This is a genomic window from Yersinia sp. 1652 StPb PI (assembly GCF_041538345.1).
Taxonomy (GTDB): Bacteria; Pseudomonadota; Gammaproteobacteria; order Enterobacterales; family Enterobacteriaceae; genus Yersinia; species Yersinia enterocolitica_E.
Window position 1 is genome coordinate 196,828 of record NZ_JAULSM010000002.1, and the last position, 25,169, is coordinate 221,996.

The window sequence follows — 25,169 nt, forward strand, 5'->3', positions numbered from 1 at the left end:
GCGCATTTTGTTCACTGTCACTGTGAAGGACTCTCATGATCGAACTGAAACACTTACGCACCCTGCAAGCTTTGCGTAATACCGGCTCGCTGGCGGCGGCGGCAACGCAACTTCATCAGACCCAATCGGCCTTGTCTCATCAATTCAGCGATCTGGAACAACGTCTGGGTTACCGTCTGTTTGTGCGTAAAAGCCAGCCGCTACGTTTCACTACGCAGGGAGAGATCTTGTTACAACTCGCAGAACAAGTGCTGCCACAAATTAAACAGGCACTGCAAACCTGCAATGAGCCGCACCAAACTGCGCTGCGCATCGCCATCGAATGCCATAGCTGTATTCAGTGGCTGGCACCTGCCTTGGATAACTTCCACAAAAACTGGCCGCAAGTGGCGATGGACTTCCAATCAGGCGTGACTTTCGATCCTCAACCCGCCTTGCAGCAAGGGGAGCTGGATCTGGTGCTGACATCAGATATCTTGCCGCGCAGTGGTCTGCACTATTCGCCAATGTTTGATTTTGAGGTGCGTCTGGTGCTGGCACCAGACCACCCATTAGCCAATAAGGCCCGCATCGAGCCGGAAGATTTAGCGCAAGAAGTGTTAATGATTTATCCGGTACAGCGGCAACGGTTAGATGTCTGGCGGCATTTCCTGCAACCCGCGGGGGTAAATCCGCCGCTGAAGAATGTGGATAATACTTTGCTACTGATTCAAATGGTGTCAGCACGCATGGGGATCGCCGCCCTACCACATTGGGTGGTAGAGAGTTTCGAACGTCAGGGATTGGTCGTCACTAAAACACTGGGAAATGGTTTATGGAGCCGGTTATACGCGGCCGTCCGTGATGGAGAGCAGCGCCAACCGGTTACTGAAGCTTTTATTCGTTCGGCCCGGCAACACGCTTGCGAGAGTCTGCCGTTTGTAAAGAATGCGGAGCGACCCAATGCCGGTGTACCCATAGCGAAGCCATTATCACAATTGCCCCAATGATAAAACTGGGCCAATGGGGCTTTTCTTGCCAAATCGCCAGATTCACCAGCAGCCCAGCCGGAACATGCACGTTATTCATGATCCCCAAGGTGCCAGCATCGACTTGTGTCGCGCCATAGTTCCACATGAAATAACCTAACGCAGAAGCCCCGACGCCCAGCCACACCAACACGCCCCACTGCAATTGCGTCGTGGGTAGTTTTTGTGGGTTACCAAAGGCAAACCAGGCAACAACCGCGACGGCGAAAGCACCAATATAGAACCATGAGAATGCCACATGCTGTGGGATCGGGTGGACTTCCATCAAGCGTTTGTAGCCCACTTGTCCGATGGCAAAACAGAGGTTTGCCGCCTGAACCAGCAGCAACCCCCACCAAAAATGCTCGCTCAAATGGTCGTAGCGAATGATAGCCGCCCCGACTACTGCCAGTAACGCACTCAGAGCATAGCCCCAGCGCAAGCGCTGGCGGCGCAGTAAATCATAGATCAAAGTGACATACAGCGGGGTCATCACCGTGAACAGCAAGAATTCCGGTACCGTCAGGTAGAGATAGGCACGGAAGCTGAACAAGTACATGATACCTAACTGAATTGAACCCACAGCCATGTACAGCAGGATCACCCGCCAGTGGATGTTTTTCCAGCGCAAGAACGGCAAAAAGACCAGCGCGGCTAGCCCAACCCGCATTAGCACAGAGAACCAACTATCCACCTGTCCTGCCAGATATTCGCCAATCAGGCTAAATGAAAATGCCCATAAAATGGTGGTAACGACCAGTAACAACACGATAGTTTGGCTCATTGAGAAGATAAAGTGCAATTGTAGCGGAAGCCACAACGCAACTTTGCACAAACTAGGTTTACATCTGCTCGTATTTAACCCAGTCGAACTATCTTCATGTCAGGTACTATTCCAATAATCACCTAAGAGTTACATTCCCACGCCGATAATGGTCAGGATTAACGGTGTTGTGACCGCGGCAAGCACTGTAGACATCACCAAACTGGCGGCGGCGGGGCCAGTCAGTACATTAAACTGGCGTGACATCAGATACACATTCACGCCGGTAGCCATTGACCCCAGTAATACCACCACCTGCGTTTCCAGCGTTGGCAGGCCCATCGCCCATGCCAATGCCCAAATCACCATCGGCTGAACAATCAATTTGAGAAAACAGATCGCACTGCTGATTTGCCAGCCTTCCGTGACGCGATATTCCGCCAGCCCCATTCCCAATACAATCAGCGACAACGGCGGTGCTACCTGCCCTAACATGGTTACAGGTTGATCAATAAACTGCGGTAATTGCAGACCAGTCAGGCTGAATAAAGTGCCAGAAATAATGCCTATAATCAGAGGGTTAGTCAGCACGCTACGGGCAGTTTTCGCAAAGCCCTCCAGTGTTGGCGAGCCATTGCGCGCCCACTCCACCGAGATGGTGACTAATGTCCAGAGGATCAGGCCGTTAAACACCAAAACCAGCGCCACTGCTGGGATAGATTTCTCCCCCAACATAATGGTGGCAATAGGCAGGCCCAGCATCACGTTATTAGAGAAAATGCCGCCGAGGGCAAAAACGGAACCAGACACGCCATCCAGATGAAATATCCGGCTGGCAACAATCCGCCCGATAACAAACACCACCAGACAACTACCAAAAAAGGCAATCAGCAGGCGTGCATCCACCGCTGGGCGCTCAGAGAAATCGCACATCATACGAAACAGCATAGCGGGCAATGCGAGGGAGAAAACAAAGCGGGTCAGGCCATCCGTTATGGTAGAGGGCCATTTACCAAATCGTACCAAACAGTAACCCAGCGCAAGCAGCACAAATAACGGTGAAGACAACACAATCTGGTGCCAAAGCGAAATAACAAAGGCGGGCATGGTTCACTTCCTGTCAAGCCGGGCCAGACCAGCCCGTAAATGTAAGAATGGCTGACCTACTCTGTTTCCTGTTTTATTTATATCAAAGTCATTGGAGTTACAGGTAGGCGGCAAGCTAACACCCCTGTAGCTTCAAGAACGAGGGCATATCAAATCTATACGGTCAGTACAGATACAGTCAACGCCCCACTTTAACAATTCCTGCGCACGCGCCGGTTGGTTGACGGTATAGACCAAAATACGCAGCCCGGCGGCTTTGAGTAACGCTACTCGCTCCGCGGTCAACTGTTTGTGGTTAATGTGCAAAGAGACACAATCCAACTGACGGGTCATCGCCTGCCAGTTGTCATCCCATTTATCCAACAATAAACCACGTGGCAGCTCAGGTGCGGCCTGTTGGGCTGCTGCTAATGCATCAAACGAAAAAGAGGACAATAACGGCGGTATCGCCTGACCTTGCCACAACAAGCGGGCAGCCAGTGCAATAGCTCGGCCAGTGGCTATTTCAGTGCCAGTGGTGGGTTTAATCTCGATATTAGCGGCCATATCATGCTGTGCACAGCGAGCTGCCACTTCGGATAAAAGAGGCAGGCGCTCACCACGAAATGCTGTGCTATACCAGTCTCCGGCATCTAACTGAAAAAGGTTTTCCCATGACAAATCACCGGCAACTCCCCAGCCATTACTGGTGCGTTCCAGCGTATCGTCATGCAATAGAAATATCTGGCCGTCGTGCGATAATTTTACGTCAAACTCAATCATCTTGTGGCCATAACGAGCGCCAACATCAATGGCTGCTAAGGTGTTTTCCGGTGCCAGTGAACCACCACCGCGGTGAGCGACGATCGAAGGGTAAGGCCAGTTTTTACTCATGATTCCATCCGTAGTCCGCTATCTGAATCAAAAAAGTGCAGCGCCGTTGGCGGTAAATATAAATGTAATGTACTGCCCACCGCAGGCATTTCCTCGTGGGATAGGCGGGCAATAACACTCTGTCCACCCCACTGACCATGTGCCAGATTATCTGCACCCAACAATTCCAGCGTCAATAGTGGCATCGGTATACCCTGCGCCGAAGTTGCCTGCTGAATATGCTCCGGGCGAATGCCGAGGGTCAAGCGCCGATCCGCCCATTGTGGCCGAGGCTGTTCCAACGGCAGAGTTAGGCCATCAGATAAAATAAACCCGCCGCCATCCGGGCTGACGGTTCCGGCTAACAAATTCATCGCAGGCGAGCCGATAAAACTGGCCACAAACAGTGTCGCTGGCCGTTGGTAAACCTCGCTTGGCGTACCAATTTGTTCGGCAACCCCTTTATTCATCACAATCACCCGCTGAGCCAATGTCATCGCCTCAACCTGATCATGGGTCACATATAGACTGGTGGTTTTTAGTCGGCGGTGCAACTGTTGCAGCTCAAGGCGCATCTGCACCCGCAGTTTGGCATCCAGATTGGAAAGTGGCTCATCAAACAAGAAAACCGCCGGTTCACGCACAATGGCCCGCCCCATTGCCACCCGCTGCCGCTGGCCGCCAGATAGTTCACGCGGTTTACGTTTTAGTAGCGGTTGCAGTTCCAGAATACGTGCGGCTTCATCCACTCGCTGGCGGATCTGCTCTTTGCCAAAACCACGAATTTTCAGGCCATAAGCCATGTTGTCGAACACACTCATGTGGGGATACAGCGCGTAGTTCTGAAACACCATCGCGATGCCACGATCTTTGGGTTCCAGATGGGTAACCCGCTGATTATCAATATAGATATCACCACTGGTGGTGCGCTCCAATCCAGCAACCATACGCAGCAGCGTCGATTTACCACAGCCAGAGGGGCCAACCATCACGATGAATTCACCGTCGGCGACATCTAAATCAATTTGTTTAATCACTGGCGTGACGCCGTCATAAGATTTGGTTACTGCCTGAAGTTTTAAACATGCCATATCAGATTACTTCTCACTGTCTACCAGGCCGCGTACAAACCAACGCTGCATCAGAAGGACCACCGAGACCGGTGGAATTAAAGTCAGGATCATCGCTGCCATCACCTGATTCCATTGAGTTGGCGCACCTGAGCTAGAGATCATGCTCCTTATCCCAGCCACCGCGGTGCCCATAGAGGCATCGCTGGTAATCAGAATTGGCCAAAGATATTGGTTCCAACCATAGATAAAAGTGATCACAAACAGCGCGGCCAAATTGGTTTTAGATAGTGGCAATACGATATCCCAAAAAAAGCGCATCGCCCCGGCACCGTCAATGCGCGCCGCTTCCAATAGCTCATCGGGCAGGGTCATAAAGAACTGGCGGAATAAGAAGGTTGCGGTGGCTGACGCCATCAGCGGCAGGGTCAACCCGGTATAACTGTCGAGCATATTCAGGTTCGCAATCACCTGAATTGTTGGGAAAATACGCACTTCCACCGGCAGCATCAGGGTCAGGAAAATCAACCAAAAAAACAGGTTACGTAGCGGGAAGCGAAAGTAAACGATGGCATAAGCAGACAACATCGACACGGTGATTTTGCCAACAGTAATCGCAAACGCCATCACGAAACTGTTAAACAACATCAGCCCGAAAGGCGCACTGTTATTCCCCACCCCGACATGCCAGATGTGGCTAATGTTCTGCCACAAATAAGGCCCGGGGATCAGGGTCATCGGTACCTGAAACACTTGAGTGTCATCCAGCGACGCGGCAACAAAAGCCACATACAGTGGGAACAGGATCAGTAACACGCCGATAATCAGCATGACGTGACAAAAAATGTCCAACCCACGACGATTCTCAATCATTGGTAACGCACCTTACGTTCAACAAAACGGAACTGGATAACCGTCAGGCCAATCACCAGTAACATCAGCACCACCGACTGAGCGGCAGAGCTAGATAAGTCCAGACCAGCAAAGCCTTCGCGATAAATTTTATAAATCAGGGTCGTCGTGGCTTGCATCGGCCCACCGCCCGTCGCCGCATCGATAACGGGGAAAGTATCGAAGAAGGCATAGACCAGATTCACCACCAGCAGGAAGAAACTGACCGGTGAAATCAGCGGCAACACCAGATTAAAGAAGCGGCGTACTGGTCCGGCGCCGTCAATAGCAGCGGCTTCAACCAATGAGCGCGGAATGGATTGCAGCGCGGCAAGGAAAAACAGGAAGTTATAACTGATTTGCTTCCATACTGAAGCCAACACCACCAAGAACATGGCCTGCCCGCTGTTTTGCGCGTGGTTCCAGTTGTAACCCAATGTGGCAAGGAAATGTGTTATCAACCCCAGCCCCGGATTGAACAGGAAAATCCACAATACAGCAGCGACAGCAGGGGCCACCGCATACGGCAGAATCATTAAGGTTTGATAGATACGACTGCCGCGCAGAACGTAATCCACCATGGCGGCCAGAAACAGCGAAACAATCAAACCAATACCAGCCACCAACGAGCTAAAAATCAGCGTGGTATAAAACGAAGCCAAATAGTATTCATCCTGAAAAAGCTGAATAAAGTTACTCAGCCCGACAAATTTATTGGAGAGACCAAAAGGGTCCAACATTTGTACCGAGTACCACAGCGCCTCACCGGCAGGCCACAGGAAGAAAACAGCGGTAATGGCCAGTTGGGGCAATACCAACAGGTAAGGCAACCAACTACAGGAGAAACCGGGACGGGAAGATGACATAAAATTAACCGTTTATCAGACGTGATATTGATTACACCAGCGTGCTAATTGAAAACGTGACGCCCTAATTTAATACCGTACAGCACTATTGGTTGGCGTTATTGGCGCAGGCAGTTTGGGTGCGAACAGTGCACCCAAACTGGCAAGTAGAGTAGCCAAATAACCTTATTGATTAGCTTGTTCAAAGCGGCGCAGTAACACATCACCACGTTTAACGGCGCTATCCAACGCTTCTTGAGCTGTTTTCTTACCGGTCCACACCCCTTCCAGCTCTTCATCTACCACGGTACGGATCTGTGGCATGTTGCCCAGACGCAAGCCTTTGGTGTACGGCAATGGCGGTTTGTTCAACATCTGGCGAGTCGCCACGTCAGCACCTGGGTTCTTATCATAGAAACCTTGCTGTTTGGTCAGCTCATAGGCTGCCGTCGTGATTGGCAGGTACCCCGTCTTCTGATGCCATTCGGCAGCAATTTCTGGTTGAGCCAAGTATTGCAGGAATTCAGCGACACCTTTGTAAGTGTCTTTATCTTTGCCATCCATCACCCACAGACTGGCACCGCCGATAATGGCGTTTTGTGGTGCATTTTTCTCGTCAGCATCGTAAGGCATCATGCCAACGCCATAGTTAAATTTGGCGTAATGGCGGATATCAGCAAGTGAACCGGAAGAGGCCGTAGTAATGGCACAATCACCGTTATAGAACTTGGCCGTTGACTCATCTTTGCGGCCAAAATAGGTGAAATCACCTTTTTTATTCATATCTGACAGCAACTGGATATGCTTAACCTGTACTGGTTTATTGAATTCCAGTACCGCATCGGTGCCATCAAAACCATTATTCCGGCTGGCAATGGGTTGACCGTGCCATGCACTGAAGTTTTCAATTTGAATCCAACCCTGCCAGCCGCTGGCGTACCCACAGCTTGAACCCGCTGCGCGCAGTTTTGCAGTATCGGCCGCCAATTCCTGCCATGTTTTTGGTGGTTGATCCGGGTTCAAACCTGCTTTCTTAAAGGCATCTTTGTTGTAATACAACACGGGAGTGGAACTGTTAAATGGTTGAGATAATAAGTGGCCAGTCTTGGCATCGGTGTAATAACCGGCGACTGTTGGCACGAACACCGATTCATCAAATTTGATATTGGCATCTTTAAATACTTGGAATACTGGCTTAATCGCTTTGCTGGCCATCATGGTGGCAGTGCCCACTTCATACACCTGCAAGATTGCGGGGGCTTTACCCGAGCGAAACGCTGCTATCCCTGCCGCCAGGCTCTGTTCGTAGTTCCCTTTATATACGGGTACGATTTTATAGTCGCTATGGGACTGGTTAAATCGGTCAGCTAATGAATTAACCTCGACACCTAACTCCCCTTCCATCGAATGCCAAAAAGGAATTTCAGTCACTGCCATCGCATTGGCACTAAATGCCAATGTCAGCGCAATACCAAGCGATGTCTTACGAATGATTTTATTAAACATATTGGCCCCTGAATAAATCCGTATGGCTCACATCAATGAATTACTGTGGACAAGTGAGCGAAATAAATCAGTTTTTGTTCGCAAGCAAACATGACACCCTTTCATGACGGAAATATAACAATTACATGACATAAAAATGACAATAAAATAAACAAGATATATCAACATCATTAATTATTCGAATAACACAAACCATTATAAAAATAAAGTTACCGCCATTTAAAAAACAAGGTTAAATTAAAAAAAACGTAAAAACCTACATATAAACACTAAAAATTCCATAAAGAATAAAAATTAATAATATTACACCAATCATCCATAACAATATTAAATGCAACATGATCAGCACAATAAAATAGGAGTAACTCTCACTTGAAAAAATGCCATTTAAAATGTTAGTGTTCTTTCCGGCTTATGCGGAAGTGTATTAACACGATTTTTAACACCCTCATCATCACCACAAAAGCCACAAGCATCATTAATCCCTTTCCAGTCGGATAAGGATTTTAAATATAACGGACTATCAGGTATTTAATAATGAAAAAGACGCTACTTTCTATGGTAACCATGGCAATATTAGCCACCAGCGTTAGTGCCAATGCTAATCTAGCAGCAAGTTTACAGTCTGGTATAAATAAGGCTCAAGTTCAAGGCATGCAGAATATGAATCAGTCTGATCAGAATGTCTATTTTAAACCTGCATTAACGAAAGAAATCACAGTTGAATTAGAAGTACCTAAAATAGTTAAATTTTCTAAGTCAAACGGTGATGATCTGACTTCGATTAAACTTAACATGGACGCCACCATGAGTTCATACAGTGCGACAGAGAACATCCGAGTAGAATCTAATGGCGACAGTAAAGTTCGTATTGGTCTTGGAAAACCATTTAATTTAGTGTCTAACAATGGTTCAAAAATACAATCCGACCCTGTTGTAATGTTAGGTGACAGGATGCTGAATGGAGCTGCTCATGTTGGGCTTGGTGGCGCCGCAATGTTCCCTTTAACTAACTCAGTACTGGATACCACTCTAAACATTAGCGTACGAAATAACGGAATTAAGTCTGCCGAAGTATACACTGGCACACTTAATCTTGTTATTGAAACGGCTGCTTAATTTAGTAAAAACATCATAATTTCCTTATTTTTTACACATACAGTCAGGGGGTAAACTCCTGGCTGCATGCTCCTTTGAATCAAAAATATAACGTAATGGTATAGCTATAACCATAAAAATACATTGGTCAAATGGAAGGAGCATCTCGCCATAGTTAACAGTGGAATGGAATCCTATGACAGATAATTCAATAATTAATAAGGCCACTTTACTTTTGTTATTACTGGCTACAATTACTTCAGCACCGGCAGAAGAGATAACGATCGAACACTTAGTGCCTGCCGGTTTTTCCGCGGCGGAAGAAAACGACACACTACAATTATTGGGCATATTAGAGGGTAAAACATTACCCCGCCCATTTTTTTTCTCGGAAAAAAAACAGCAGTTAAGTTTTGATCAACAACAATATCGCAATAACCACATTGATGAAAAATCAATTATTTTATTAGAAAACATTTTACCCCAAATACCTTATTTGCAATGCAAGAATGGCTGCGATTATATCTTATCTAACCATCGCGTCACCGTAGATAAGGTCAATAATGTAGTAACGATAACCAATAACAGCAACCGTTATTTAATGCCCGTCACTACTTGGGGATTGGTCCATAATCAATCCTTTGACCTGCGTATGACCGCAGAAAATTACCGCGCTATTTCAGGCCGTGGGCAAGGATATATTGGTCTACCCTTGCAATCTTTTGGCTTTGCCAATTGGTTTTATAACACCACCCGTTCAAAGAGCAACTATCACACCACACATCAGGCTCAATATCAGCAGCAAACTCAAATGGGTATCGATAGTTGGTACTTGCAAAAGAACTTCCAGGCACTCTACCTACGGGCAGGTAGACAAAATAATCTGGATAACAGTGCTGGCAGCATTCATACCCTGATTAACCCTGCTTTAGACCAATTCGTGACGCTGGGCAGCCAAAGTTATTTAGCTATTGATAAGCCCTCCGCGGGCAGCTTAGTGCTATATGCCACCAGCGATGGCGATTTCGAAATCTATCGCGATAACCAACTTATCCGCCGAATCCCTGCTCAACTGGGCCGTAATGAAATTGATTACAACCAACTTCCCGGCGGCTATTACAACGTTGAGATCCGGTTAGTCGACCGTACAGGGAAAGTCGTCAGTCAGGAAAGCCAAACCATCAGTAATATCAGCACTCAAACCAATAATGGCTGGTTCCTGACTATGGGTAAAGGAATGGCGCGTAACCGTAGCTCTCCCCACCTGATGCAGTTTGGTCGCAGTATGAACCTGCAAAGCGTGCAAACGAATATCACGCTACTCAAAGATAGCGCTAGCCACTGGGCAGCAGAAGGGAGTATTTCGCGCCCCTACATTTTTTCTGATCTCGATCTTACCCCGACTCTGGGCGTGATGTCTGGCGAAAAACGTGATGGAGGCTATCTGCGCATCGCCGGTGGAAGTACCGCACTGGGATATGCAGCGGTATCCCGCTATCAAACGCCAGATGTGTCTATATATGCACCAAACGCGGGTAGCACATCAGCTTCTTATAGTCGCCAATTGGGGCCAGTCCAACTTAGCTATCAATTCAATCAATTTAACACCAGCCAGCAACATCGTATCCAAGGCCGCTGGGATTGGCGTCGGCCACAATACAACCTTGCACTGTCCCTGGGTGTACAAAAAGGTGGGCAATGGAGCAACCAAAATAATTACGGTGTATTTCTGAATACCACGCTCTCATTTATCAAAAGCAGTGCCAGTATCAACAGTGCCTATGATCAGCAGCAGTTAGTTACCAGTGCCAGTTATCAAAAAGAGTTTAACGATAACTATGGCACCAGCACCTTGGGTGTTGATGGCAGTACCAGTGGGAAAACGTCCAGTATCGGCAGCTTTGCTTATCGCAGTGGCAGCCGTGGTGATGTATCGGCACGAATGGGAGTTGATAACAAGATAGCCAATGGCAGCATCAGTTATAGCGGCATGCTGGCTATCAGCCCGCAAGGTATGGCATTAGGTCGCAGCAGCTACAGCGGAACCGCATTACTGATAGAGACACCGGACTTGGCTGGCACGCCATATAGCTTCAATGCGGAAGGCCATCCGATAACCGGCGCGGGTACTTACGCTATACCAATTCCACGGTATCAGGACCGTTTCTTTGTGCAAACACATACCGAACGCAATGATCTGGATATGAATATTCAGCTACCCGTCAATATTGCTCGCGCCCATCCTGGGCAAGTATTTTCCAGTAAGGCCGATATCACATTGAACCTGCTTTACAGCGGTTTCCTCAAGGATGAGCACGGACAACCTGTTAGCGGGGTTATTCAGGAAACTGGTGATACCGTCCACCCCAATGGACTATTTTCTATTCACTCTCGTGCCAAGCTGAAAAATATTCAGGTTCAAAACAACTTAGCCCGTTACCGCTGCAATATGAGCCAGCAACGCGATCATATTTATCTTTGTCACTTGGATTAATACCAACAGGAATTGTTATGAAATATGCTTATTTACTCTTCACTCTCGCCTTCTTGTTGGCGCCGATTACCGCTACTTATGCGCAGTTAGTGGCTATCCCTACCCGTACCACAGTGGAATCACTGGACCAACACCGGACAATCCAGGTCTATAACAGCGGTGATAAGCCACTGTATCTGGATATCACACTACAACGAGTAGATAACCCCGGGGTGCATCCTGAACAGAAAACACTGATAAGTGATATCTCGCAGCCTGAAATGATTTTTAACCCCAACCGGATTACTTTAGGACCGAAGCAGAAGCGTGATATTAAACTATTGCCCTTAAAATCTCCGACGCAGGAAACGCTGTATCGGCTGTATATCAACCCGGTAGTCGATATCAAAGCGGTCGGTCAGCATGAGGACAAAAGCAAAATCCATGCTCCTATGACCATCAGTATTGGTTATGGTGTGTTGATTCATCATGTGCCCCCTTTAACTGCACAGGTTCGTCACTGGCAGCATCAATGCTTGCCGGGCGGTCATCTCATGCTTACCTCCAGCGGTACGGTTCATAGCAAATTTGAGCAACTGAACTCCGGCGACAAGACAGATAGCCTGAATCTATATCCCGGAACCCCCATCACCCTGTCAACCAAACAGCTCAGCGGTAAGGTAGATAATGAAACGTTTACTGTTCATTGCGGCTAGCCTCCTGCCGCCCTCGGTTTTCAGCGCCATAGATATTCAGCCACATGTGCTGGAAATAGAGCAGGAAAGTACGGTGGTGACAGTAACTAATTACGGTTTAGACCCTGAGTACGTGACAGTTCAACTGTACCAGCTTAATAACCCAGGCGAGTCGCCAGAACAAGAATCACTAACCTCGGTAGGCGAACAGCGACATCCCGCACTGTTTGCATTCCCAGCAAAACTAACTCTGGGACCAAAACAGAGTGGGAGAATATTTCTTAAAGCACTTAGCACGCCGGATAAAGAGCAGGTATATCGACTCGCAGTAGCACCGGTTAATAACCTGCAAGTTACCGGTGGCCATACTGCCGTGTTGGGGGTGCAGTTAAGTTATATGGGATTGGTCAGGCATCTGGCTGCATCACCGCAACCCCAGTGGGCACACCGCTGTCTTGACGGGGGGATAGTGTTGGAGAATACCGGTAACACCCGCCTACAGTGGCGTCAGTTGAAAACCCAGGAACAGGATATAGAGGACTTTAATCTCTATCCCGACCAGCATCGGCAGCTGGCGGTCAGTGATGTACGAGGAATGATCGAGGATAAGCCCTTCAACTTGCGATGTATCGCAGGGTAAAGATAAGGAACATTATGAATATCATAAAAATCGTCGCCCTATCCCTATTACTCCCCTCACAGGCAAGGGCAGATTCAATTCCTCTGGGGAATATCGATGTCAGATTAGAAGTGACAGCACACCCCAGGATCGAGGTTGAAAAGCCAAAAGGGGGTTGGTATAGCAGTATAAAACTGGAAAGTAGCCCCGAAAATCACTTGCTGTATCAAAAGGAACTCCCAGTAGTCGTCAAGCTACGCAGGCAAGAAGGATTTCGAATTTCGGTGAAAAATCCACTGATACTGGCTCGTCACTCTACTGTATTGACGGGAGCAGATCAGGCATTCTCCCCCGCGCAAGTGCGCTGGGGCACGGATCGCGCCAACTTGCGCGTGTTATCAGCCATCCCTGAGACATTCAACATAACCCAGGGTAGAACCCGCCAAACCAGTACCGACTATATATTACATATTTCAGCATTAGCGCCCAGTGGGCCAAATTCCGCAGGGAAATATCACGGGCAGCTAACATTAATATTTGAAACGAATAGCTGAAATAAATAACTGATAGTCATGGAGAGATAATCAAGTGAATGTTAAATACAGACTATTCCTTATGGGGCTATTATTGCTAATAATTCAGCCTATAGCTATGGCAAACCTCTATTTTTATCCCTACACCCAACAATACTCTAATTGCAAAATCAAACTAAACGCTGATGACAGCGTGGAGGTTTATTTTCGGGCGATGCTGAAAGATTTATATTCCTCATCAGGAACAATGGTAAATGGAAAACATATATTAGCCTGGGGAAAATTACTAAATATCCCAACTGATGAGATGAAAAATATCGGGTTACCTAACCGGCGTGCGCTCCTGTCACTTTATTTCTATAACGCTGATGGCTCACGAGATTTCAGTATTCAATTTAATGATATCACTAATCTTTCGCTCAATGGCGAAGCGCCCTCAGATTCGAATGATAATACTCAGGAAATACTGTTCAACCGTGATCTCAAATCATCACCCTTTGACAAGAAGTATTACTATGTTTCATTCAAAGTTGCCGCACATGTCCTCAAGGATATCAGAATCGGTGCAACTGTAGGTGGTGCGATCCATTACAAAGGGCAATATCACTCATTGATGTCATCTACTGGCGTTTCCTTTGGTCAGAATGGCAAACAATGCACACTCTTTAATCCTCAGGCGAACGTGGCACCAGAAGCCTTTAAAATTGATCCTAAATTCCGTATGGACGCGAAAACATGGCAATTGAAGTCTTTCGATTTAGATGAATTACTTGAGAAAATTGGGCGCAGCGCTAAAGGGAAAAGCGTACACGCGCCATTGATTAATCCAGCAGGTAACCGTTTTTGTATCCGCTATCGCGCCACCGGGATTCAACGGACGCGTTATATGATTAGCGCCACCAACCGAAATGGATTAGCAGCAAACACTGCACATTTTCAGTTAAAGGAAGCTGAGAGTGATAAGACCATCGGTTATACCGTGGAATTTCAAAACCAAGCAGGTAATACGAAAAACTTTTTACTGCCAAAAGAGAAAAAGTTTATTCAGTTGAGAAATGATAATAACGGTGAGATGTGCTGGTCACCACGCATACGGCTTTATAATACCAAGACAACCGATAAAGGAAGTTATAGCGATACACTCAATTTCACTATTACACCACAGGCATGATGCCGAACAGCTAGAAGATAGCTTTATGATTAGCTAATAACTAAGGCCCGGAAACGGGCCTTCATAGATAATGAAAAACGACGATTTAACCGCCCAGATAAGCTGAACGCACGGCTTCATTAGCTAACAACGCAGCCCCCGTGTCTTCCAGAACAATACGACCATTCTCTAGTACATACCCACGATCTGCTAACTTCAAAGCCTGATTCGCATTCTGCTCAACGAGGAAAATAGTCATCCCTTCTTCTCGTAATTGTTGAATAGTATCAAATATTTGCAGAATAATTATCGGTGCTAATCCTAATGAAGGTTCATCCAGTAACAGTAATTTTGGCTGGCTCATCAGGGCACGGCCTATCGCCAACATCTGTTGCTCGCCACCAGACATGGTTCCTGCTCGCTGAGCCCGACGTTCAAATAATCGCGGGAACAAATCGTAAACCCGTTCAATACGTTGCTGATATTGCTGACGATCAGCGAAAAATCCCCCCATCGCCAGATTTTCTTCAACCGTCATTCGGGAAAATACCCGTCGGCCTTCAGGAACAATCGCAATCGCCTCACGCATAATGCGTGCAGTCTGCCAATCCGTAATATTCTGCTCACCAAAAACAATACTGCCCTCGGTCGCACGCGGCTCACCACACAATGTCCCCAACAGTGTGGTTTTACCCGCACCGTTAGCACCAATCAGTGTAACGATCTCACCTTGTTGAATATGCAGGCTAACCTGATGCAATGCCTGAATTTTGCCGTAATGGGCAGAAACGTTATTAAATGACAACATGTTATGTTTATGCCTCGCCCACTTTTTATTTACCCAAAAATACTTTTACTTAAAAATAAGTTATTCGCCCAAATAGGCCCGGATCACATCCGGGTTATTACGGATTTCGCTGGGTGTGCCTTGTGCTAACGGCGTTCCCTGATTGACCACATAAATGCGATCAGAAATTCCCATCACCAGTTTCATATCATGTTCGATTAACAATACCGAGACTTGGTGTTGGTCACGTAACTCCATAATCAACTGATTCAGTTCATCAGTCTCTTTGGGGTTCAATCCTGCAGCGGGCTCATCTAACATCAATAGCTCAGGGCGAGTCACCATGCAGCGGGCAATTTCCAGACGACGCTGCTGGCCATAGGCCAAATTCCCCGCCTGTCGGTTTGCCAGCTCTAATAGGCCGACACGCTCCAACCAAGTGGCTGCACGCTCCAACGCGTCGGCCTCTGCTCGCCGAAAACCGGGGGTTTTCAGCAAACCGGCAAAAACCCCACTTTTAAGGTGCTGATGCTGAGCCACCAACAGGTTCTCTACCACCGTCATTTCACGGAACAGACGCACATGCTGGAAAGTACGAATCACCCCCATTCGGGCAATCATCTGACCGGGTAGCCCTTCAAGATGACGATCACGTAACTTAATCGTGCCGCCGGTCGGGCGGTAAAAACCGGTTAGGCAGTTAAAAATTGTGGTCTTACCTGCCCCATTAGGGCCAATCAGCGAGACAATCTCACCCTGATTGAGGGTCAGACCCACATTGTTCACCGCCAGTAACCCACCAAAACGCATGGACAGCCCTTCAACTGCTAACAAAGGTTGCGTATTCATATCTGCTCCCCTTTTTTAGCTTTTATCTCTGCGACTTTTAGCTTTAGCTGTGGCCGTTTCATTGGCAGCAACCCTTGTGGACGCCAAATCATCATCAGTACCATCAATGCACCTAACAGCAACATACTGTAAGCATTGAGGTCACGCATTAATTCCCGCGAAACCACCAGCAATACCGCCGCCAGGATGACCGCGAACTGTGACCCCATGCCACCTAACACCACAATCGCTAGCACGAAAGCCGATTCAACAAAGGTGAAGGATTCAGGACTAACGAAACCCTGTCGGGCGGCAAACAAAGTACCGGCAAAACCAGCAAACGCGGCACTGATAGTAAATGCAGTCAGCTTGATTTTGGTTGGGCTAAGGCCCAATGAGCGGCAGGCGATTTCATCTTCACGCAATGCTTCCCATGCTCGGCCCAGCGGCATACGCAGCAGTCGATTGATCACAAACAAGGTCAGGATCACTAATAACAACGCCACCATATACAAGAAAATGATACGGTCACTAGGATCATAAGTCAGGCCAAAGAAGTTGTGGAAAGTATCCCAACCGCCATCCTTCGCAGTGCGGCTGAACTCTAAACCAAACAGTGTTGGTTTTGGAATTTGGCTAATCCCATTCGGTCCACCAGTGATTTCCGTATTATTGAGCAGCAAAATACGCACAATTTCACCGAAACCCAAAGTGACAATCGCCAGGTAATCCCCCCGCAAGCGTAATACCGGGAAGCCCAACAAGAAGCCAGACAGTGCTGCGACTATGCCAGCCAGCGGTAAACTCTCCCAAAAACCTAAACCGTAATAGTGATTCAACAGCGCATAGGTATAGGCACCAATGGCATAGAATCCACCGTAGCCTAGTACCAACAGGCCAGACAGCCCCACGACAACGTTCAATCCCAACCCCAACATGACATAAATCAACGTCAGGGTCGCAATATCCACTGAACCTCTGGAGACCAGGAACGGCCAGGCGATTGCGGCGATAATAATTGCTGCGGCTAATAGTTTTTGACGGGGGGTGGTGCCATCAAAACTAGGCAATACCCATGCCGGACCAGAGACTTTTTTAATACCTTGCTGGATGTACGGGCGCACCAGTTGGAAGAAAAACACCACGATACAACCCGCGCCAATCCACAGCCAGCGGACTTCTGCCGCCCCTTGCACAATGAGTTTGGTGCCGTCTAACTGCAACTGCAAACCCATTACAAACGAGGCGAGGACGAAGAGCACAAAACTGGAAATAATGGCATTAACAAAGTTGAGTTGTTTCATACTTTTTCAACCTCTGGACGGCCTAAGATCCCAGTAGGCATAACAAGCAGCACCACAATCAGCAATGCGAATGAAACTGCATCTTTGTATTCAGTGCTTAGATAAGCAGAAGTTAATGCTTCAGCCACACCCAGAATCAAGCCACCGATCATCGCGCCAGGAATACTACCAATGCCACCTAATACGGCTGCGGTGAAGGCTTTCATACCGGCCATAAAACCAATATATGGGTTGATAACCCCATAGAACTGGCCAAGTAATACCCCTGCCACGGCGGCCATCAATGCCCCGATAACAAAGGTCAGCGAGATAACCCGGTCAGTATTAATACCCAGCAGGCTCGCCATTTTTAAGTCTTCAGCACAGGCACGGCAGGCACGCCCCATACGGGAATAGCGGATAAATAAGGTTAATGCCAGCATCGCCAAGAAAGTGACTACCCAGATGGTCAGTTGCATGGTGCTTATGGTCGCGGCAAACCCATTGGTTTCTGCCAAAGTCCATTGCCCGGTAACCAAACTCGGTAGTGCTAAATCCCGTGAGCCTTGCGTCAAGCTGACGTAGTTTTGCAGGAAGATTGACATCCCAATCGCCGAGATCAGTGCAATCAAACGCTTGGAGCTACGAACCGGCTTATAGGCCACCCGTTCAATACTCCAGCCATAAGCACTGGCGATCACGATAGAGACGAGAAAAGCAGAGCCGATCAATAACCAGCTAGCGTCGATCCCCATCATCATCAATGCGGCGATCACGATAAACGAAACGTAGCTGCCGATCATATACACTTCGCCGTGAGCAAAGTTGATCATGCCGATAATGCCGTACACCATGGTATAACCAATGGCGATCAGCGCATACGTGCTGCCCAACGTAACACCGTTGAACATCTGTTGCAGAAAATAAAGAAACTGCTCTGACATACCCTAACCCTTTGATTCACTTGCCTGGCTGCCCTAGCCAACTGCGCCAAATCTACTGTGTGCAGAGAGGAAAATCCCCCCGAAACATGGGGGATGCAGTTGGTAAAAGGGGCCGGGTTGCTGCGGGAGCAACCCTACAACTTGATGATTCTAATATTATTGTTATTTGACCGCAGTTGAAGAACCATCTGCGTGCCATTCAAAAATACCGAATTCAAACCCTTTCAAATCGCCTTTTTCATCCCAACTCAATGGCCCCATCACTGTTTCAACCGGCTTACCAGTTTTCAGATCTTTGACCAAATCAGCCGGCTCTTGGCTGCCGCTACGTTCCATTGCCGTGGTTAGCGATTGCAATGCAGCATAGGTTGTCCAAACAAACGGACCGGTTGGGTCAAGTTTCTTCGCTTTCAGCGCATCAACAATAGGCTGGTTAGTTGGCACCTGATCATAACGTTTCGGTAATGTCACCAGCATGCCTTCAGAAGCGTCACCAGCGATATTAGATAGTGAGGAGTTACCAACACCCTCTGGCCCCATAAAGCGAGCTGTCAGACCTGCTTGCTTCGCTTGACGCAGGATCTGACCCATCTCTGGGTAGTAACCACCAAAGTAGACGAAATCGACATTCTCTTTCTTCAGACGAGCCACCAACGTAGAGAAATCTTTATCACCCGCGGTCACGCCTTCAAACAGCACCACTTCGGTACCTTGCTTTTTCAAGCTGTCACGTACAGAACGCGCCAAGCCTTCACCGTACTGCTGCTTATCATGTACCACTGCAATACGTTTAGGCTTAATAGTCTCAATGATATATTTGGCAGCGGTTGGGCCTTGATCAGAATCCAAACCGGTGGTGCGCATGATCATTTTATAACCACGCGTGGTCAGATCGGCATTGGTTGCAGCAGGAGTGATCATAATCACGCCTTCATCTTCATAAATGTCTGAGGCAGGCTGAGTTGAAGAAGAGCACAGATGGCCGATAACATAACGAATACCGTCGTTAATGACTTTGTTGGCAACGGCGACAGCTTGTTTCGGGTCGCAGGCATCATCGTATTCCACGCCAACCAGTTTATCGCCTTTGATTCCACCTTTGGCATTGATATCAGCAATAGCCTGACGTGCGCCGGTAAATTCCATGTCACCATATTGGGCAACCGGGCCTGACATCGCGCCAACAATGGCGACTTTAATGTCTTTAGCCAGTACAGAGTGGCTCATCGCCATTGCTATACACCCAGCCAGCAACACTTTACCTTTTGTTAATTTCATCCGCGAATTCCCCATCTGTCATTGTGAACGTGCTTGTTGTGTCGGTCTTAACGTTTTATCGAATGTAACGTTTTATTCATAAGTAATAATGATTTAGTCTCAAAAGTAATAGATTTTTCTAATAAGACTTTATTTTTCATGTCATTAAACAGGAGTTTTATGCTGTAAATCAACTAAGACAAGCAGAAACAAGCGGTGTAAACAGCATAAAATTAGGATTAAATTGAATGGGTTTTACTCAAATGATAGTGGGTTGTGCTGGTTATGTGATCTTTTACTCCGGTAAAACTCGGAAAATGCAGTAGCGAAAAAACATTTTCCGCCGTGAACGTACAGAAAAACTTACACAACGCTATGGTCTGTGATCTAGTACAATAAACCACAGCCCCATTACCCTTACTTTTTTGTGGTCTCTCGACGATGAAACTGACTATTGAACGATTAACAACCCTTACTCATCAGGATCTTATCGATTTAGCGAAGATCTGGCCTGAACAACAGCCAACGCTCTGGCAGCAGTGGATTAACGATGGTAAGCCGCTGTTTGGCGCGCGTTTTAACGAGCGTCTATTAGGTGCAGTCAAAATCACGGTGAATGGTCAGCAGGCTGAGTTTCAGGATTTGTATGTCAGAGAGGTGACTCGTCGCCGTGGCGTGGGATTATATTTGATTGAAGAAACGCAGCGTCAGTTACCGACAGTACAGCACTGGCAACTTAAGGATGAGCAGGTTATAGCCGAACAACATGAGGCGATGGATGGTTTTATGCACGCCTGTGGTTTTAGCCGTGGCACACAAGGCTGGCACAAATAGCCAGTATCAATAAAATAGCGATCTCAGCTCATTTGATTTTGCTAGATAAAGCGGGTTTTGCTAAATAAATTTTGTTGATGGAGAGTGCCAAAAAAGCAAAAGGGCGACATTAATAAATAATATCGCCCTTCATGTTACGTCATATCCCGTTGTAACCTAACATCACAGCTGTGTTTAGCTGCAATGCTAATGGTTTTGGGTATATGTATTAGGCTTCAATCGCCATGCGTAATTTTTTCATCGCGTTCTTTTCAAGCTGACGCACACGTTCAGCAGATACACCGTACTGATCGGCCAGCTCCTGCAACGTTGACTTGTTGTCATCGTCCAACCAACGGGCGCGAATAATATGCTGGCTCCGCTCGTCCAATCCTTCCAACGCATAAGACAGTTTATCTGCCGCATGGTTATCCCAGTTATCCTCTTCAATGCCATCAGCAAAATCAGAGGTTTTATCCTGTAAATACAGGACCGGCGCCATAGATTGGCCATCACGTGCTTCGTCATCTGGAGATGGATCAAATGTCATATCCTGTGCGGACATGCGTGATTCCATCTCGCGAACATCTTTACTGGTCACACCCAGTTCTTTGGCAACCAGCTCGACTTCATCCTGATTAAACCAACCCAGACGCTGCTTGGTTTTACGCAGGTTGAAGAACAATTTACGCTGAGCTTTAGTGGTTGCGACTTTGACAATTCGCCAGTTACGCAGAACATATTCGTGAATTTCTGCTTTGATCCAATGTACCGCAAAGGACACCAGACGTACCCCGACTTCAGGGTTAAAACGGCGAACTGCTTTCATCAAGCCAATATTACCTTCCTGAATAAGGTCAGCCTGCGGCAAACCATACCCGGAATAGTTGCGGGCAACATGAGCGACAAAGCGCAGGTGAGACAGGATAAGCTGTTTAGCCGCTCCCAGATCGCCCTGGTAATGCAGCCGTTCAGCCAGCTCCCGTTCTTCCTCTGCGGTCAGCATCGGATAGGCGTTGGCGGCCCGAATATAGGCTTCCAGACTACCTTGGGGTACTAAGGCTAAAGTTTGCATTTCTTTGGTCATTCAAAACCCTCTCATTGCATGTTTAGTGCAGTTTTGTCTCAGCGCAGATATTTTAGCATCTGCTTAAACAGATTCAAGCGCTGGGCACATTATCATTTCACTGTGTTATTGGACTGGTTATTGCCGTAAAAGTTCATACCAGATCACACTTTTTGACTCTGGATCTTAGCAGATAACCGGTCAAGCGGATCAGGAAGTGTAGATGGAATTCACTACAGCAAACACCTCTTTCCCTGCTTTAGTTCAACACCGCAGGGAAAGAGTATAACAAACATTCTTTACTGCGGTGTAAATCGACGTAAATGTTGGACCGTTGCCAGCCACGCTGCAATCCAGCCGATCATGGCAGAGATCAATACCAGCAACAGGCACTCATCCCAGCTCAAGCCATGTAAGGTAAATTGGGTACCGAACACCGCTGCCACCTGCGTAACCACCGAGCCAAGCTTCCATACCAGCCCTTCTGATAGGATCAGAGATAACACCGCACCACCAAATCCCAGCATTGCCCCGCCGTTCAGGAACGGCCGCAGAATGAACCCATCCGTTGCACCAATCAACTTCATAACATTGATAGTATCGCGGCGGCTAAAGATACTCAGACGCACACTGTTACCAATTACCAGGAACACGGCAACCACCATCAAAACACCAATCATGGCCGCGACCTGCCCGACCAGGCCTGTCAGCGCGGCCAAACGGGCAAACCAGCTATCATCCATGCGGACTTCAGCCACCCCTTCCACCTTACTAACCCGATCACGCAGGGTATCCAGCGTCCCTGAGCTTTGGAAATCCAATTTAGGGGTGATAATGGCAACTGCGGGCAGCGGATTTTCTTCCAGCATATCCAGCGCTCCACCAAAACCGGACCAGTTGCGGAACTCACCCATCGCTTCTTCCCGCGACAGATAATTAACCTTCTCCACACCTGCTTCCGCTTTCAGCGTAGTCACCACGTTCTCAGCTGCGTTATCGTCCAGTGCTTTATCTAAATAGACCGTCAGTTGTGGGGTTGGATACCATTGATCTGCCGCCTGACTGACGTTCTTCCACACGATATAGCATACGCTTGGCAGTGTTAACGAAATGGCAATCACCATCACCGTTAACAGTGTCGCCAGTGGTTGGCGCATCATATCGGCAATGGCATTAACCCACGAATAGCGCCACTGTTCACGCCAACCGCCTTTTAGCGCTTTGGTTTTTGCTTTCTGTGCGTTATTCGCCATGATGCGCTCCTAACATCCGCCCCTGACTCAATGTCAGAATCGGGTAGCGCCGCCGGGCAATCAACGACGTATCGTGGGTTGCCATCAACACGGTAACGCCCACACGGTTAAATTCTTCAAACAAACGCAAAATACCTTCGGATAATGCATCGTCCAGGTTACCCGTCGGTTCATCAGCCAGTAATACTGCCGGTTTATTCACTACCGCCCGAGCAATGCCTACACGCTGTTGCTCACCGCCGGAAAGTTGAATTGGGAAGTTTTTCGCCTTATCCAACAACCCTACTTTATCCAGTGCTGCGGATACTCTGCGGCGAATATCTTCAGTGCTGGCACCAGCAATAATCAATGGCATAGCGACATTGTCATATACCGTTCTGTCCAACAACAGGTGATGATCCTGGAAGATCATCCCGATTTGGCGACGCAGGAAAGGTACTTCCCGGTTTTTCAAGCGACTGATATCGTGACCACCAAACCATATATGACCGGCACTGGGGCGCTCGATACCACAAATCAGTTTCAGCAGGGTGCTTTTCCCTGCACCGGAATGGCCGGTCAGAAACGCCATTTCCGCTGGGCGCAGATGAAAATCGACCCCTTGGAGCGCCTGTCGTCCGCCCAGATAAGCTTTACTGACCTGTTCAAAGCGAATCATCCGTATTAGTCCTCTCGGGCAAAAAGAGCCTCAATAAAATCGTCAGCCTTAAATGGCCGCAAATCTTCTATACCTTCCCCAACACCGATATAACGGATTGGGATTCCGAACTGATCTGCGATGGCAAAAATCACCCCGCCCTTGGCGGTACCATCCAGTTTAGTCAGGGTAATTCCGGTCAGACCGACTGCTTCATTAAACAGTTTCGCCTGACTCACCGCATTTTGTCCGGTACTGGCATCTAACGTCAGCATAACCTCATGGGGGGCGTCGCCGTCCAGCTTTTTCATCACTCGGACAATCTTCTTCAACTCTTCCATCAGGTGGGCTTTATTTTGTAAACGCCCGGCAGTGTCCGCCAGCAGCACATCAATACCTCGGGCTTTCGCTGCCTGAATAGCATCGAAAATCACCGAAGCAGAGTCTGCACCGGTATGCTGTGCCACCACGGCAATCTTGTTACGATCCCCCCAAACTTGCAGTTGTTCTACCGCAGCCGCGCGGAAAGTATCACCCGCCGCCAGCATGACAGATTTACCTTCAGCCTGGAATTGGCGTGCCAGTTTCCCGATGGTGGTAGTTTTCCCCACACCATTAACGCCAACCATTAAGATAACAAAGGGATTTTTGCCACTGACATCCAATGGCTTGTCTACTTTAGACAGAATTTCAGACATTTCCTCTTTAAGCTTGCCATATAACGCTTCGGCATCTTTTAGCTGCTTACGACTGGCATGTTCAGTTAGAGAGGTAATAATTTTACGGGTAGTTTCGACGCCAACGTCGGCGATCAGGAGCTGTTCTTCTAATTCTTCAAACAGATCGTCGTCGATTTTCTTACCACTGAACAGCCCCATAAAACCGGAGCCAAGATTCTGCTTGGTTTTAAGTAAGCTGCGTTTTAAACGAGCAAAAAAACCTTCTTTGGTTGGGCGTTCTTGTTCCTGAACCGCTACCGGCACAATTTCGTTTACCGCTTCAAGCTCTGTTTGTGACTCAAATTCTTCTTCAATTACTGCTGTTTCGCCGCTAACCTCGACCCACGGTTCTTCCACAATAGCTTGTGGCGCAGAGACATCGAGAACCAGGTTATCTTCTGTCAATGGCAGTTCTGGCGCACTGACGGTGCCTTCATCCCATTGAGCAACATTATCGTCTTCATTCTCATGTTGTGAGAAATGATGTTGTAAATACTGAGGATCAGAAGAGAAATCTATCGGTTCCTCAACTCCTTGCGCTGTAGGGTCTACATCCAGCTCAGGCAGAATTTCAGCCGCGGCTTCACTGACAACGGCGCTATCCCATTCACCCGGTGCGGCAGTGACATGCTCTTCTAGCTCAACAGGCGGATGCTCAGATGCTATCTCAATCTGTTTCTCACTGATGGCTTGCTCTTCAGCATGCTCAGCAACACCTTCTTTTTCAGTAGCCAATGGCTCTGTTGGTTGTTCTTCATTCTGACGGCCAAGGCCCAGCCAGGAAAAAAAACCACGTTTTTTTTCTTTTGCCATTTGCGACTACACTCCTCGCGGTTTAATCATGGCTTTACCCTTATGACTTCGGGTTTGCATAAATAAGATAATAGTTTGCAAGTCTATCACTTTCCCCTGAACAGCAACACGCGCACGATGCTGGTTTCTATTGTGAATTCAGTCAACAAAGGTTTAACGT

General features: G+C 47.8%; 24 protein-coding genes. 8 read left to right on the forward strand and 16 right to left on the reverse strand.

What is annotated here, in order from left to right; genetic code table 11:
* The first annotated feature begins 35 nt into the window (after positions 1-35).
* Positions 36-989 (forward strand): HTH-type transcriptional regulator MetR, encoded by a 954-nt coding sequence (gene metR / locus Q2T71_RS17500; RefSeq protein WP_372560037.1) that lies wholly within the window; start codon positions 36-38, stop codon positions 987-989.
* Here the strand turns inward: metR and Q2T71_RS17505 are convergent.
* From Q2T71_RS17505 to ugpB, 7 genes are all read right to left on the reverse strand, one after another.
* Positions 877-1,776, reverse strand: a complete 900-nt coding sequence (locus Q2T71_RS17505) for a carboxylate/amino acid/amine transporter (RefSeq protein ID WP_372560666.1) — start codon at positions 1,774-1,776, stop codon at positions 877-879. The two genes, metR and Q2T71_RS17505, sit on opposite strands and share 113 nt — an antisense overlap.
* 144 nt (positions 1,777-1,920) lie before the next feature.
* Entirely contained in the window at positions 1,921-2,877 is a 957-nt protein-coding gene (locus Q2T71_RS17510) for an AEC family transporter (protein WP_372560038.1), read from the reverse strand.
* Between the two features lie 132 nt (positions 2,878-3,009).
* On the reverse strand, positions 3,010-3,750 hold the full coding sequence (ugpQ, locus tag Q2T71_RS17515; RefSeq protein ID WP_372560039.1) for a glycerophosphodiester phosphodiesterase: 741 nt from the start codon (positions 3,748-3,750) through the stop codon (positions 3,010-3,012).
* A complete protein-coding gene (locus Q2T71_RS17520) occupies positions 3,747-4,820 on the reverse strand; it encodes a sn-glycerol-3-phosphate import ATP-binding protein UgpC (protein WP_372560040.1) in 1,074 nt (357 codons plus the stop codon). Before Q2T71_RS17520 ends, ugpQ begins: the two co-directional genes overlap by 4 nt.
* A gap of 6 nt (positions 4,821-4,826) precedes the next feature.
* Positions 4,827-5,672, reverse strand: coding sequence for a sn-glycerol-3-phosphate ABC transporter permease UgpE (gene ugpE, locus Q2T71_RS17525; protein ID WP_372560041.1), 846 nt, complete (start codon positions 5,670-5,672; stop codon positions 4,827-4,829).
* Positions 5,669-6,556, reverse strand: a complete 888-nt coding sequence (gene ugpA / locus Q2T71_RS17530) for a sn-glycerol-3-phosphate ABC transporter permease UgpA (RefSeq protein ID WP_372560042.1) — start codon at positions 6,554-6,556, stop codon at positions 5,669-5,671. The genes ugpE and ugpA overlap by 4 nt, the downstream gene beginning before the upstream one ends.
* A 165-nt stretch (positions 6,557-6,721) precedes the next feature.
* Positions 6,722-8,041, reverse strand: coding sequence for a sn-glycerol-3-phosphate ABC transporter substrate-binding protein UgpB (ugpB, locus tag Q2T71_RS17535; protein ID WP_372560043.1), 1,320 nt, complete (start codon positions 8,039-8,041; stop codon positions 6,722-6,724).
* Between the two features lie 537 nt (positions 8,042-8,578).
* Here ugpB and Q2T71_RS17540 point away from each other — a divergent pair.
* The 6 genes from Q2T71_RS17540 to Q2T71_RS17565 all read left to right on the forward strand — a co-directional run bounded on the left by Q2T71_RS17540 (position 8,579) and on the right by Q2T71_RS17565 (position 14,630).
* The gene (locus tag Q2T71_RS17540) at positions 8,579-9,160 is read left to right on the forward strand and encodes a CS1 type fimbrial major subunit (RefSeq protein WP_372560044.1); all 582 of its coding nucleotides are present in this window, start codon (positions 8,579-8,581) and stop codon (positions 9,158-9,160) included.
* 175 nt (positions 9,161-9,335) lie between these two features.
* Complete coding sequence (locus tag Q2T71_RS17545) at positions 9,336-11,633, forward strand: TcfC E-set like domain-containing protein (RefSeq protein ID WP_372560045.1); 2,298 nt, start codon at positions 9,336-9,338, stop codon at positions 11,631-11,633.
* Positions 11,634-11,650: 17 nt separating this feature from the next.
* On the forward strand, positions 11,651-12,328 hold the full coding sequence (locus Q2T71_RS17550) for a pilus assembly protein (RefSeq protein WP_372560046.1): 678 nt from the start codon (positions 11,651-11,653) through the stop codon (positions 12,326-12,328).
* Positions 12,300-12,947, forward strand: coding sequence for a hypothetical protein (locus Q2T71_RS17555; RefSeq protein WP_372560047.1), 648 nt, complete (start codon positions 12,300-12,302; stop codon positions 12,945-12,947). Before Q2T71_RS17550 ends, Q2T71_RS17555 begins: the two co-directional genes overlap by 29 nt.
* 14 nt (positions 12,948-12,961) lie before the next feature.
* Positions 12,962-13,480: a fimbrial protein gene (locus tag Q2T71_RS17560; protein ID WP_372560048.1), complete on the forward strand. Its 519-nt coding sequence runs from the start codon at positions 12,962-12,964 to the stop codon at positions 13,478-13,480.
* A 34-nt stretch (positions 13,481-13,514) separates the two neighbouring features.
* Positions 13,515-14,630 carry a hypothetical protein gene (locus Q2T71_RS17565; protein ID WP_372560049.1) on the forward strand — a complete coding sequence of 372 codons (1,116 nt, stop codon included), beginning with the start codon at positions 13,515-13,517 and terminating at the stop codon, positions 14,628-14,630.
* Between the two features lie 85 nt (positions 14,631-14,715).
* Here Q2T71_RS17565 and livF read toward each other — a convergent pair whose 3' ends face one another.
* The 5 genes from livF to Q2T71_RS17590 all read right to left on the reverse strand — a co-directional run bounded on the left by livF (position 14,716) and on the right by Q2T71_RS17590 (position 19,729).
* A complete protein-coding gene (gene livF, locus Q2T71_RS17570; RefSeq protein WP_083161973.1) occupies positions 14,716-15,417 on the reverse strand; it encodes a high-affinity branched-chain amino acid ABC transporter ATP-binding protein LivF in 702 nt (233 codons plus the stop codon).
* A 60-nt stretch (positions 15,418-15,477) separates the two neighbouring features.
* Positions 15,478-16,245, reverse strand: coding sequence for a high-affinity branched-chain amino acid ABC transporter ATP-binding protein LivG (livG, locus tag Q2T71_RS17575; protein ID WP_083161971.1), 768 nt, complete (start codon positions 16,243-16,245; stop codon positions 15,478-15,480).
* A complete protein-coding gene (locus Q2T71_RS17580; RefSeq protein WP_372560050.1) occupies positions 16,242-17,528 on the reverse strand; it encodes a high-affinity branched-chain amino acid ABC transporter permease LivM in 1,287 nt (428 codons plus the stop codon). The genes livG and Q2T71_RS17580 overlap by 4 nt, the downstream gene beginning before the upstream one ends.
* Complete coding sequence (livH, locus tag Q2T71_RS17585; protein WP_083161967.1) at positions 17,525-18,451, reverse strand: high-affinity branched-chain amino acid ABC transporter permease LivH; 927 nt, start codon at positions 18,449-18,451, stop codon at positions 17,525-17,527. The genes Q2T71_RS17580 and livH overlap by 4 nt, the downstream gene beginning before the upstream one ends.
* A gap of 162 nt (positions 18,452-18,613) precedes the next feature.
* Complete coding sequence (locus Q2T71_RS17590) at positions 18,614-19,729, reverse strand: branched-chain amino acid ABC transporter substrate-binding protein (RefSeq protein ID WP_083161965.1); 1,116 nt, start codon at positions 19,727-19,729, stop codon at positions 18,614-18,616.
* 420 nt (positions 19,730-20,149) lie between these two features.
* On the opposite strand from Q2T71_RS17590, the gene panM reads away from it, so the two are divergent.
* Positions 20,150-20,542 (forward strand): aspartate 1-decarboxylase autocleavage activator PanM, encoded by a 393-nt coding sequence (panM, locus tag Q2T71_RS17595; RefSeq protein ID WP_083161963.1) that lies wholly within the window; start codon positions 20,150-20,152, stop codon positions 20,540-20,542.
* Between the two features lie 208 nt (positions 20,543-20,750).
* Here panM and rpoH read toward each other — a convergent pair whose 3' ends face one another.
* The 4 genes from rpoH to ftsY form a co-directional block, all read right to left on the reverse strand.
* Positions 20,751-21,608, reverse strand: coding sequence for an RNA polymerase sigma factor RpoH (gene rpoH, locus Q2T71_RS17600; protein WP_004391342.1), 858 nt, complete (start codon positions 21,606-21,608; stop codon positions 20,751-20,753).
* A gap of 278 nt (positions 21,609-21,886) precedes the next feature.
* Positions 21,887-22,840 carry a permease-like cell division protein FtsX gene (gene ftsX, locus Q2T71_RS17605; protein ID WP_083161961.1) on the reverse strand — a complete coding sequence of 318 codons (954 nt, stop codon included), beginning with the start codon at positions 22,838-22,840 and terminating at the stop codon, positions 21,887-21,889.
* Positions 22,830-23,498 carry a cell division ATP-binding protein FtsE gene (gene ftsE / locus Q2T71_RS17610; RefSeq protein WP_019213191.1) on the reverse strand — a complete coding sequence of 223 codons (669 nt, stop codon included), beginning with the start codon at positions 23,496-23,498 and terminating at the stop codon, positions 22,830-22,832. Before ftsE ends, ftsX begins: the two co-directional genes overlap by 11 nt.
* Before the next feature lie 5 nt (positions 23,499-23,503).
* Entirely contained in the window at positions 23,504-25,009 is a 1,506-nt protein-coding gene (ftsY, locus tag Q2T71_RS17615; RefSeq protein WP_372560051.1) for a signal recognition particle-docking protein FtsY, read from the reverse strand.
* Positions 25,010-25,169 lie beyond the last annotated feature (160 nt).

Bases quoted from the DNA above. Each gene is read 5' to 3' on its own strand.
- ftsX (WP_083161961.1), bottom strand. From the start codon at position 22,840: ATGGCGAATAACGCACAGAAAGCAAAAACCAAAGCGCTAAAAGGCGGT.
- ugpA (WP_372560042.1), bottom strand. From the start codon at position 6,556: ATGTCATCTTCCCGTCCCGGTTTCTCCTGTAGTTGGTTGCCTTACCTG.
- rpoH (WP_004391342.1), bottom strand. From the start codon at position 21,608: ATGACCAAAGAAATGCAAACTTTAGCCTTAGTACCCCAAGGTAGTCTG.
- ugpB (WP_372560043.1), bottom strand. From the start codon at position 8,041: ATGTTTAATAAAATCATTCGTAAGACATCGCTTGGTATTGCGCTGACA.
- livF (WP_083161973.1), bottom strand. From the start codon at position 15,417: ATGTTGTCATTTAATAACGTTTCTGCCCATTACGGCAAAATTCAGGCA.
- Q2T71_RS17590 (WP_083161965.1), bottom strand. From the start codon at position 19,729: ATGAAATTAACAAAAGGTAAAGTGTTGCTGGCTGGGTGTATAGCAATG.
- Q2T71_RS17555 (WP_372560047.1), top strand. From the start codon at position 12,300: ATGAAACGTTTACTGTTCATTGCGGCTAGCCTCCTGCCGCCCTCGGTT.
- ugpE (WP_372560041.1), bottom strand. From the start codon at position 5,672: ATGATTGAGAATCGTCGTGGGTTGGACATTTTTTGTCACGTCATGCTG.
- Q2T71_RS17520 (WP_372560040.1), bottom strand. From the start codon at position 4,820: ATGGCATGTTTAAAACTTCAGGCAGTAACCAAATCTTATGACGGCGTC.
- metR (WP_372560037.1), top strand. From the start codon at position 36: ATGATCGAACTGAAACACTTACGCACCCTGCAAGCTTTGCGTAATACC.
- livG (WP_083161971.1), bottom strand. From the start codon at position 16,245: ATGAATACGCAACCTTTGTTAGCAGTTGAAGGGCTGTCCATGCGTTTT.
- Q2T71_RS17550 (WP_372560046.1), top strand. From the start codon at position 11,651: ATGAAATATGCTTATTTACTCTTCACTCTCGCCTTCTTGTTGGCGCCG.
- Q2T71_RS17580 (WP_372560050.1), bottom strand. From the start codon at position 17,528: ATGAAACAACTCAACTTTGTTAATGCCATTATTTCCAGTTTTGTGCTC.
- ftsY (WP_372560051.1), bottom strand. From the start codon at position 25,009: ATGGCAAAAGAAAAAAAACGTGGTTTTTTTTCCTGGCTGGGCCTTGGC.
- Q2T71_RS17540 (WP_372560044.1), top strand. From the start codon at position 8,579: ATGAAAAAGACGCTACTTTCTATGGTAACCATGGCAATATTAGCCACC.
- ftsE (WP_019213191.1), bottom strand. From the start codon at position 23,498: ATGATTCGCTTTGAACAGGTCAGTAAAGCTTATCTGGGCGGACGACAG.
- Q2T71_RS17560 (WP_372560048.1), top strand. From the start codon at position 12,962: ATGAATATCATAAAAATCGTCGCCCTATCCCTATTACTCCCCTCACAG.
- ugpQ (WP_372560039.1), bottom strand. From the start codon at position 3,750: ATGAGTAAAAACTGGCCTTACCCTTCGATCGTCGCTCACCGCGGTGGT.
- Q2T71_RS17545 (WP_372560045.1), top strand. From the start codon at position 9,336: ATGACAGATAATTCAATAATTAATAAGGCCACTTTACTTTTGTTATTA.
- panM (WP_083161963.1), top strand. From the start codon at position 20,150: ATGAAACTGACTATTGAACGATTAACAACCCTTACTCATCAGGATCTT.
- livH (WP_083161967.1), bottom strand. From the start codon at position 18,451: ATGTCAGAGCAGTTTCTTTATTTTCTGCAACAGATGTTCAACGGTGTT.
- Q2T71_RS17510 (WP_372560038.1), bottom strand. From the start codon at position 2,877: ATGCCCGCCTTTGTTATTTCGCTTTGGCACCAGATTGTGTTGTCTTCA.